Raw genomic sequence first — 2,808 nt, forward strand, 5'->3', positions numbered from 1 at the left:
TCGGGTAGCGCTCCGAGCCGGCCACCTTGGCCACTGCGGCCGCCTGGTCGACCCGGGCCGCCGAGGCTTTCAGGTCCGGATTGGCGCGCAGCGCCTCGTCGACCAGCGAGGCAAGCTCGCCTCCGCCGATTTTCCGCACCCAGCGATGGTCCACCCCCGCCTTCGCCTCGCGGGTCGCCGACCAGCTGCCGGGCACCTCGCCGGCCTCGTCCAGACGGGACGAGGGCGACTGCAGGGCGCAGCTCGCTAACAAAGCCGTCGCGACGACGACACTGGCGCGGGAGGGCGACATCCGGGATCTCGGTTAGAAAGGAAACTCAACCTGCGGCCCCTTGGGCTTCGGCTCTTCCTGGATCTCCTCCAAGCCCTGCCGCATCCCCGCGGATGCGAAGCGGATGAAGCGTGAGAGGGTCTGCTCCAGCGTCGGATTGCCGCTGTCCCCGCCGGAAAAGCGCTGCAACGATTCCGCGTGGGCCATGGTGTGGATCATCGCGCCGGCCATCAGGTGCATGCGCCACCAGATGTCCTCGGTGGCCAACCCCGGCAAGGCCTTGCCAAAGGCCTTGTGGAAACGGGTTAGCATCGTGGTGAAGACCGATTCCACCACCGGCGGCAGGTCGCAGCCTTGCTGGCCGAACATCCGGCCCATCAGCTTGAAGAAAAGCTTCTCCGACAGCTCCGAGCGGCGGACCTGGGTGGCGAAGGGCCGCACGAAGGCTTCCAGCAACTCCTCGACGGCAACCGGCTTGCCGGCCGCGCGCTTCTCGATCGCATCCAGCCGTGCCAGCCGCTCCTCGTTGACCGGGTTGATGTAGCGCGCCATCACGACGGCCACCAGGCCTTCGCGGCTGCCAAAGTGGTAATTCACCGCCGCCACGTTGGCCGACGCTTTGGTGGTGATGTCGCGGACCGACACCCGGTCAAAGCCTTCATCCGCAAACAATGCCTCGGCGGCCTCGATCAAACGCTGCTTGGTCGCCACCTTTGAATCCCCTGCGATCGCACTCATGCGACAACCATGATTCAGCTCGCGAGCGTGTCAAACGCTTGATTCAAAGACGAATCCACAAAAACCCATATCCCGCTCTTATTGTGTGGTTTACGAGCTTGTGAAAATTTTCACAAGCTCCGGTTGTAAAGTTTCCGGCTTCTGCAAAGTTAAGCACATGGCAACAAGCGGATCGAAGGTAAGCCGGGTTTTGATCATTGGCGGCGGTTTCGCCGGGCTGAAATGCGCGCAAACCCTGGCAGGAGACTCTCGCTTCGAGGTGACCTTGGTCGACCGCACCAATCACCACCTGTTCCAGCCGCTGCTCTACCAGGTCGCGACGGCGTCGCTGGCAGCGCCGGACATCGCCCGCTCGATCCGCCAGATCCTCGCCGACGCCCCGAACGTGACGGTGCTGATGGATCAGATCACCACGATCGATCCTGCCGCGAGAACCGCCCGCGGCCAGTCGGGGACGAGCTACGACTTCGACTACCTGCTGCTTGCCGCCGGCGCCCGGACCTCCTTCTTCGGCAAGCGGGAGTGGGAGCAGCACACCCTGGGCCTCAAGTCGCTGGCCGACGCCCAGGCGGTGCGGCGCACCGTGCTGTCGAACCTCGAACAAGCCGAGATCACCACCGACGCCGCCGAACGCCAGCGGCTGATGACCATCGCCATCGTCGGCGGGGGGCCGACCGGGGTCGAGCTGGCCGGCGCCTTCGCCGACCTCGTCCACCGCTGCCTGAAGACCAACTACCGCCGCATCGACACCTCGAAGCTGCGGGTGGTCCTGATCGAGGCCTCGGAGCGGGTTCTCGAGGCCTTCGACGCCGACCAAAGCGACTACGCCCGCGACCATCTCAAGGACATCGGGGTCGAGGTGTGGACCGGCATGCGGGTCGACGAGGTCCGGCCCTCGGAACTTCACTTCAACGACGGCACCCGCCTCGAGGCCGGGGCCATCATCTGGGCCGCCGGGGTGGAGGCCCAGCCCTTGACGGCCCAGCTCGGCGTGCCGCTGGCCGACCGCGCCGGGCGGGTGACGCCGAACCCCGACCTCTCGCTCCCCGGCCTGCCCGACATCTTCGTCGCCGGCGATCTCGTCCGCATGAAGGACGCCGCCGACAAGCCCGTGCCCGGCGTGGCCCCCGCCGCCACCCAGATGGGCCGCCACATCGCCAAGCTGCTGAAGGAGGAGCGCCGGCTCGAAGGCACCCGCTTCGCGGCCAACAAGCACCAGCTGCGGCCGCAGTTCCGCTACCTCGACAAGGGCATCATGGCGATCATCGGCAAGAATCACGCGGTGGTGAAATCCGGGGCCATGAAGCTGCGCGGCCTGATCGCCTGGTTCGCCTGGCTGCTGATCCACATCGCCTTCCTGATCGGCTTCCGCAACCGCCTGTCGGTCCTCCTCGGCTGGGCCTTCGCCTACCTCCGCAACAACCCGGTCGCGCGGATCATCGTCTACCCGCCGGGAATCGTCTCGCCGGACCGGGAATAGTCCCGGCTTGCCATCCCCCGCAGCGCGGCGACTTTGTCCCTCTCCTTGAACGAATCCCCCGCCCCGCGACGCTAACGCAGCATCTTCCCATGAGCTCGAAAAACCTCACCCTCGCCGGAGCCCTTCTCCTTGCCAGCTCCGGAGCCTTCATCGCCGGCCGCCTGTCCGCTCCCGATGCGGCCGCCGCCGGTGCCACCGCGTCCGCCGACGGCAACCTGCCGAGCAAGCTGGGCGCCCGCGACGCCGCCGGGGACGAGGCGGCCGCCGGCAGCCGCCGTGCCCGCGCCTCCCGCGACAAGTCGGAAGCCGGCGCCAACCG

The 2,808-nt window shown here is 67.1% G+C and carries 3 protein-coding genes and 1 pseudogene; 2 read left to right on the plus strand and 2 right to left on the minus strand.

Features of this window, described 5'->3' with window-relative positions:
• Both IG178_RS20245 and IG178_RS20250 read right to left on the minus strand, forming a co-directional pair.
• Window positions 1-292: pseudogene (locus IG178_RS20245) on the minus strand (TolC family protein); the annotation flags it as partial.
• Between the two features lie 12 nt (window positions 293-304).
• Window positions 305-1,009, minus strand: a complete 705-nt coding sequence (locus IG178_RS20250) for a TetR/AcrR family transcriptional regulator (protein ID WP_193214407.1) — start codon at window positions 1,007-1,009, stop codon at window positions 305-307.
• Between the two features lie 157 nt (window positions 1,010-1,166).
• Here IG178_RS20250 and IG178_RS20255 point away from each other — a divergent pair, with 157 nt between their 5' ends.
• Both IG178_RS20255 and IG178_RS20260 read left to right on the plus strand, forming a co-directional pair.
• A complete protein-coding gene (locus tag IG178_RS20255) occupies window positions 1,167-2,489 on the plus strand; it encodes an NAD(P)/FAD-dependent oxidoreductase (protein ID WP_226895630.1) in 1,323 nt (440 codons plus the stop codon).
• A gap of 89 nt (window positions 2,490-2,578) precedes the next feature.
• Window positions 2,579-2,808 (plus strand): hypothetical protein (locus IG178_RS20260; RefSeq protein WP_193214408.1); only part of this gene is annotated, 230 nt, incomplete at its 3' end.

This window comes from Neoluteolibacter marinus (assembly GCF_014904755.1).
Classification (GTDB): domain Bacteria; phylum Verrucomicrobiota; class Verrucomicrobiia; order Verrucomicrobiales; family Akkermansiaceae; genus Haloferula; species Haloferula marina.